This window comes from Streptomyces sp. NPDC001781, from assembly GCF_053596035.1.
In genome coordinates, this window is the sequence record NZ_JBSFFI010000061.1 from 1 (window position 1) to 6,685 (window position 6,685).

7 protein-coding genes are annotated in these 6,685 nt (G+C 74.8%); 5 read left to right on the forward strand and 2 right to left on the reverse strand.

The genetic code is table 11. The features are described 5' to 3' along the window. Positions 1 to 82 precede the first annotated feature (82 nt). Positions 83 to 655 (reverse strand): Dps family protein, encoded by a 573-nt coding sequence (locus tag ACWCV3_RS28370; protein WP_451230039.1) that lies wholly within the window; start codon positions 653 to 655, stop codon positions 83 to 85. Positions 656 to 845: 190 nt separating this feature from the next. On the opposite strand from ACWCV3_RS28370, the gene ACWCV3_RS28375 reads away from it, so the two are divergent. After that, positions 846 to 1,589 carry an alpha/beta fold hydrolase gene (locus tag ACWCV3_RS28375; RefSeq protein WP_451230042.1) on the forward strand — a complete coding sequence of 248 codons (744 nt, stop codon included), beginning with the start codon at positions 846 to 848 and terminating at the stop codon, positions 1,587 to 1,589. Between the two features lie 32 nt (positions 1,590 to 1,621). Beyond that, a complete protein-coding gene (locus ACWCV3_RS28380) occupies positions 1,622 to 2,662 on the forward strand; it encodes an MFS transporter (RefSeq protein WP_451230045.1) in 1,041 nt (346 codons plus the stop codon). Positions 2,663 to 2,665: 3 nt separating this feature from the next. Here ACWCV3_RS28380 and ACWCV3_RS28385 read toward each other — a convergent pair whose 3' ends face one another. After that, on the reverse strand, positions 2,666 to 2,896 hold the full coding sequence (locus ACWCV3_RS28385) for a hypothetical protein (RefSeq protein ID WP_451230048.1): 231 nt from the start codon (positions 2,894 to 2,896) through the stop codon (positions 2,666 to 2,668). 64 nt (positions 2,897 to 2,960) lie between these two features. On the opposite strand from ACWCV3_RS28385, the gene ACWCV3_RS28390 reads away from it, so the two are divergent. The 3 genes from ACWCV3_RS28390 to ACWCV3_RS28400 all read left to right on the forward strand — a co-directional run. After that, positions 2,961 to 3,359 carry a hypothetical protein gene (locus ACWCV3_RS28390; RefSeq protein ID WP_451230051.1) on the forward strand — a complete coding sequence of 133 codons (399 nt, stop codon included), beginning with the start codon at positions 2,961 to 2,963 and terminating at the stop codon, positions 3,357 to 3,359. 7 nt (positions 3,360 to 3,366) lie between these two features. Then, the gene (locus ACWCV3_RS28395) at positions 3,367 to 5,292 is read left to right on the forward strand and encodes an FAD/NAD(P)-binding protein (RefSeq protein ID WP_451230056.1); all 1,926 of its coding nucleotides are present in this window, start codon (positions 3,367 to 3,369) and stop codon (positions 5,290 to 5,292) included. Continuing rightward, a partial coding sequence (locus ACWCV3_RS28400) for a lyase family protein (RefSeq protein WP_451230054.1) occupies positions 5,289 to 6,685 on the forward strand: 1,397 nt, incomplete at its 3' end. The genes ACWCV3_RS28395 and ACWCV3_RS28400, both read left to right, overlap by 4 nt.

Below are 6,685 nucleotides of genomic sequence, written 5' to 3' on the forward strand. Positions count from 1 at the left end.
TGGGTTTACTGAGGTTGGCTCTTCGTATCGCGCGCCCCCGCCCCGGGGGGGGGGCGGCGCGCGGCGGACACGGTGCGGCGGCTCAGCTCATCTCGGCGCCCTTGGCGGCGGCCTCCTTCTCGGAGCGCACATTACCGGTGGCGAGGGTGCCGCGCGCACTCTCCAGGTGCGCCCGCACGAACCACTGGAACTGCTCCAGGTCGCGGAGCTGCCCGATCAGCAGGTCCTCGGTGGCGGGGTCGATCTCGCCCGCCTCCTTGACCGCGGCCCGCACGCCCTCGTTCACGCCGGTGTAGACCATGTCGAGCGCGGCGAGGTGAGCGATGGCGTCGCCCCGGCCGATGGAGTAGTCGTCCCAGGTGCGCTCGGCCACCAGCGCGCCCGGCGTGCCCTGGGCCACACCGCCGAGGGCGGCGATCCGCTCGGCCACGTCGTCGGCCATCTCACGGACCTGGTCGACCTGCGGGTCGATCATCTCGTGCACGGCGATGAAGTGCGGTCCGACGACGTTCCAGTGCACGTGCTTCAGCGTGAGGTGGAGGTCGTTGAGCGCGTGCAGACGCAGGCGGAGCAGACCGATGAGCCGGCCGGCCGCCTCACGTTCGAGGCCGGGAACGGTGTACTTCGGGGTCAGATCCTTGGTCCGGCTGGTCATGATTCACCTCGGTCGTCACGGTGAGAAGTCCTTGCCTGAGCACATGTGCCCCGGTCCGACCCTCTCAGACGTGCTTTCGTCCCGCCCGTCGCAGTAGGCGGAACGGGCCCCTTGGACCAAGCCGCGTGCCGAGCGGCTACGGATTCAAGGTGACGATCCCGTACGACCGCCCGAAGGGAAGGCGCCCCCGTTGAGAGTCCACAGCGACGGCCCGGACGAGACGACGCAGCAGCAGGGCGGCGAGGGCACGGAAGGCCCCGAGTGCGCGCTGGTCGTCCGGTACGCCCCGAAGTCCCCGAAGGCAGCCGTGCTCACGCTGCACGGTGGCCGGGCCGAGGACGTCTCCGCCAGCCGGCCCTGGCATCTGGCCGCGCTGCGCATGCGCCCCGTGCTGCGTGCCGTCGCCACCGGTCTGCCGTCGGACGGCATCGTGCTCGGCGAGGTGCGCTATCGGCACCGTGGATGGAACGGCGGGGCCGCCGCCGACGACGTACTGCGTGCCCTGGGCGAACTCCGCGAGCGCTTCGGCCCGTTGCCGGTCGTGCTGGTCGGTCACTCCATGGGCGGCCGGGCCGCCCTGCACGTGGCCGCCCACCGGGCCGTGCACGGGGTGCTGGCGCTCGCGCCCTGGCTGCCCGCCGCCGAACCCGCCGTCCACCTGCGCGGACAGCGGCTGATGGTGATGCACGGCGACGCCGACCGGATCACCGGCGCCGACGACTCGGTGGACTTCGTGCTGCGGGCCCGCACGGCCGGTGCCCACGCCGGGATGATCATGATCAGCGGGGCGGAGCACGCCATGCTGCGCCGCCTGACCACCTGGCACCGGCTCGCCACCGAGATCGTCGCCGACCTGCTGCGCGAGAACCCCGTGAAGGACGGCACGGTCGCCGAGGCCACCGCACCCGGAGCACCGGCCTTCCTGCGCGTCTGACCTCTCCCGCGCGGCCTCCGGGGCCCGCCGGCATGTCCCGCTTGTCCCCGTATCGATCCCCGCACCGTGTGCACCGCGGTGATCCGAGCGCGGCCATCGCCTCCCTGCTCTTCGTACGGACCTACCCGGCGTTCCTCGCCGCCGTGTGCCTGTACACGTGCTGCCAGTGCGGGCTGGCGGCCGCCCGGCAGGCTCTCCTGGCCGGGCTGGTGGAGCCCGGCCGGCGCACCGAGAAACGGGCCTGCCTCCAGTCGACCGTCAACGCGGGCCTCGCCCTCGGCGCGGCGCTCGGCGGCATCGCCCTCCAGCTCGACGACGAGGCGTCCTGCCTCACCGCGCTGGCGACGGACCCGGTCACCTGCGTCCTGGCCGCCTGGGTGCTGAGCCGGCTGCCCGCGCCCGCGAGCCGGCTCCCCCCGGCCGACCGGCCCGCCGGACGCGCCCTCACCGTGCTCCGGGACCGCCCGTACGCGCTGGTCTCGCTGCTGAACATGGTCATGCTGCTGTACATGCCGCTGCTCAGCGTGGTGCTGCCGCTGTGGATCGTGCGGCGGACCGCGGCGCCGGGCTGGACGGTGTCGGCGCTGCTGGTGCTCAACACGCTGACCGTGGTGCTGTTCCAGGTGCGGATGGCCGCCCGGGTGACGGGGCTGCGGTCGGCCGCGCGCGCCGTACGGCAGGCGGGGATCGTGCTGCTGCTGGCCTGCGTGTGCTTCGCGGTGTCGGCGGCCGGCACCTCGGCCTGGCTGCCGGTGCTGGTGCTGCTGCTCGCCGCGTGTGTGCAGGTCCTCGGCGAGATGCTGCTCGGCTCCGGCTCCTGGGAGATCGGCTTCACCCTCGCCCCGGCCGACAAGCAGGGCCAGTACCAGGGCTTCTACGGCGCCGGAACGGCCGTCGCGCGGCTCATCGGCCCGCTGCTGCTCACTACGCCCATCCTCTCCTGGGGCACCGGGGGCTGGCTCGTCGTGGGCGCGCTGTTCCTCGCGGCCGGCCTCGCCATGGAACCCGTTGTCCGCTGGGCCGAGGCACAACGTCCCGCGGAGAAAGGGGAGTCGGCGCCGGTGCGGGACTGAGCCTCAGGCGAGCGCCGCCGCCACGCCCAGCACGGCGTCGTTCGCGTCCAGGGTGCCGACCGTGACGCGTACGCCCTCGCCGGGGAAGGCCCGTACGGCGACCCCGGCGAGGGCGCACGTCTCCGCGAACCCGCTCGCGCGCTCGCGCGGCGGCAGCCCGAGGAAGTTGGCCCCGGACGCGGTCACGGGCAGGATCGGCCGCAGCACGCCGGTCAGCCGGTCGCGTTCCCGCACCACGGCCTCCACCCGCTCCGGCAGTAGCCGACCCGCAGCGCTGCCCGGACGCATCGTCGGCCATGTGCCCGACGCCCGCCGGGCCGCCGACACCCGCGCCCGGCTCACGGCCGCCGGGCCGGCCCCCCGGGCCGAGGTCCGCCACGTCGGCCTGCACGACCTCGGCCGCGCCCCCACCCCGGTCGACCTCGCCCTGCCCGACTGCCGGCCCGACCCGGCCCTGCCCGCGCTCAGCGCGCTGGAGGGGCGGATGCGCCCCGGTACTATCTTGATCACCCTTGGCTCCGCCTCCACCGGCCCCTACCTCGACCGGGTGCGTGACGGCGAGGACTACCTCTCCGTACCCCTGCCGGTCGGCGCAGGAGTGGAGGTCTCCGTCCGGCTCACCCCGCCCACCCACCGACACGCATGCCGTCCTGCCCCTGGAACGGCCATGCCCACTCCACAGCCCAGCGGAGAGTGAACCTTTGATCAGCACACCCTCGGAGATCTGCGTCGTCGGGGCGGGACCCCGCGGCCTGTCCGTCCTGGAGCGGCTGCTCGCCCAGGAACGCAAGTCGCCCTCGCGCGAGCAGCTCACCGTCCACCTCGTCGACCCCTCGCCGCCGGGACCGGGCCGGGTCTGGCGCACCACGCAGTCCCCGCACCTGCTGATGAACACGGTGGCCTCCCAGGTCACCCTGTTCACCGATCACAGTGTCGACATCGCCGGCCCGGTCGAGGACGGCCCCAGCCTGTACGAGTGGGCCCGCCGCCTCGCGGAGACCGGCACCGCCGACGAGTCGACGGCCGCCGAGGCCCGCGCCCTCGGCCCCGACTCCTATCCGACCCGAGCCTTCTACGGCCACTACCTGAGCTGGGTCTTCCAGCGCCTGATCGCCACCGCCCCGGCCCACGTCACCGTCCGGGTGCACGCCTCGCGCGCCGTCGCCCTGGACGACACCGGTCCCGTACCGGGCGGCCCGCAGAGCGTGCTTCTGGCCGACGGCACCAGGCTGACCGGGCTCGACGCCGTCGTCCTGGCCCTCGGCCACCTCCCCAACCGGCCCACCGAGGAGATACGCCGGTTCGCGGACTTCGCCGCCACGCACGGGCTGACCCATCTGCCGCCCGCCAACCCCGCCGACCACGACCTCTCCGGCATCGGCGCCGGACAGCCGGTGCTGCTACGCGGACTCGGCCTCAACTTCTTCGACTACCTGGCCCTGTTCACGCTCGGCCGGGGCGGCTCCTTCGAGCGGGTCGGCGACCGGCTCGTCTACCGGGCCTCCGGCGACGAGCCCCGCATGTACGCGGGCTCCCGGCGCGGAGTGCCCTACCACGCGCGCGGCGAGAACCAGAAGGGCGCGCACGGCCGGCACGAGCCACGGCTGCTGGACCAGGAGGAGGTCGCCGCCCTGCGCGAACGTGCCCGCCGGGGCGAGCGGCTGAGCTTCCGGGCGGACCTGTGGCCGCTGATCGCCCGAGAGGTCCAGGGTGTCTACTACGCGGCCCTGCTCACCGCGCGCGGCCAGGACGCCACCGCCTTCGAGGCCGCCTACCCGCACGTACCGGAGGGCGAGGAGGACGCGTTCCTCGACGCCGCCGGCATCGACGCGGCCCACCGCTGGGACTGGGCGCGCATCGCCCGGCCATACGGGGACAGGGAGTTCGGCTCCGTGGACGACTACCGGGCCTGGCTGCTCGGGCACCTCCGCCAGGACGTGGCCGACGCCCGCGCAGGGAACGTCGCCGGCCCGCTGAAGGCCGCCCTCGACGTGCTGCGCGACCTGCGCAACGAGATCCGCCTCGTGGTCGACCACGACGGCATCGACGGCGCCTCCTACCGCGACCAGTTGCACGCCTGGTACACCCCGCTCAACGCCTTCCTCTCCATCGGCCCGCCGGCCTCCCGCATCGAGGAACTCACCGCGCTCGTCGAGGCCGGGATCGTCGAGATCCTGCCGCCCGGCCTGCTCGTGGACACCGTCACCGAGGATCCCGCCTTCGTCGCCCGCACCCTCGGCGGAGCGGAGATCGCGCCGCGCTTCGCCGCGCTCATCGAGGCCCGGCTCCCCGAGCCCGACCTGCCGCGCACCGCCGACCCGCTGCTCCGCCATCTGCTGAGCACCGGCCAGTGCCGCCCGCACCGCATACCCACGGCGCACGGCGGGGTCTACGAGACCGGCGGCCTCGACGTGTCGACGCGCCCCTACCGGCTCGTCGACGCCGCCGGACGCGCCCACCCCCGGCGCTTCGCCTACGGCGTCCCCACCGAGTCCGTGCACTGGGTCACCGCGGCGGGCATCCGGCCCGGCGTGGGCTCCGTGACGCTGGAGGACTCCGACGCCATCGCGCACGCCCTGCTGTCCCTCCCCGCCCCGGTGTCCGCCGGACTCGCTGAGGTGACGGTATGAACGCCGACTTCGGGCTGCTGTCCCCCGTACGCGCCGGGGTCCCCGTGGAGGAGGCGACCGGGGACCTGGCATGGCTCCAGGCCATGCTGGACGCCGAGGCCGCGCTGGCGAGGGCCCAGGCCCGGCTCGGTGCCGTGCCCGCCCCGGCCGCCGCGGTCATCACCGAGGCCGCCGACGCGCGCCGTCTGGACGCCCGCGCGCTCGCCCTCGCGGCCCGCGAGACCGCCAACCCGGTGGTCGGGCTGGTCAGAGCCTTCACCGCCGTGGTCGCGGACGCCGACCCGGCCGCCGCCGAGTACGTACACCGGGGCTCCACCAGCCAGGACATCCTCGACACCGGCACCATGCTGATGGCCGCCCGCGCGCTGCGGCTCACCATCGCCGACCTGCGCGCCACCGCCGGGGAACTGGCCCGGCTCGCCGGGGAGCACCGGGACACCGTCATGGCCGGGCGCACGCTCGCCCTGCACGCCGTCCCCACCACCTTCGGGCTCAAGGCGGCGGGCTGGCGGTCCCTGGTGCTGGACTCCGCCGACCGGCTCGGCCGCGTCCTGGACCACGGCCTGCCGGTGGCGCTCGGCGGCGCGGCGGGCACCCTCGCCGGATACCTGGAGTACGCCCGCCTCGACGGCGCCGCCGGCGCCGGCGATCCCGGCGGCTACCTGGACGCCCTCACGGCCGCCTACGCCGACGAGACCGGCCTCGCCCGGCCCGTGCTGCCCTGGCACGCGCTGCGCACCCCGGTCGCCGACCTCGGCGCCGCGCTGGCCCACACGGCGGCCGCGCTGGGCAAGATCGCCCTCGACGTGCAGGTGCTGGCCCGCACGGAAGTCGGCGAGGCGGCCGAGCCCGCCCCGGCCGGCCGGGGCGCCTCCTCCGCCATGCCCCACAAGCGCAACCCGGTCCTCGCCACGCTGATCCGCTCGGCGGCCCTTCAAGTACCGGTGCTGTCGGCCGGGTTGACCCAGTGCCTCACCACCGAGGACGAGCGGTCCGCCGGTGCCTGGCACGCCGAATGGGCCCTGCTCCGCGAGGCACTCCGCCTGACCGGCGGCGCCGCCCACACGGCGCTCGACCTCTCCCGCGGCCTCGCCGTCCACCCCGGCCGCATGCGCGCCAACCTGGGTCTGACGGATGGTCAGATCGTCTCCGAGCGCCTCGCCGCGGTCCTGGCGCCCCGCCTGGGCAAGGCGGAGGCACGGCGCCTGCTGAGCGAGGCGTCGAGCCGGGCGGCGGGGGAGGGGGTGCCGCTGGCGGACGTCCTCTCGGACCTGCCGGAGCTGGCGGGGGTCCTGGATGTCCTGGTTCAACGCACCGGCGGGCATCAAGTGCACCAGCCGCCGCATCCGGCGGAAGGTGCGGAAATGCTGCTCCGTCCGCCGCAATCCCTCGT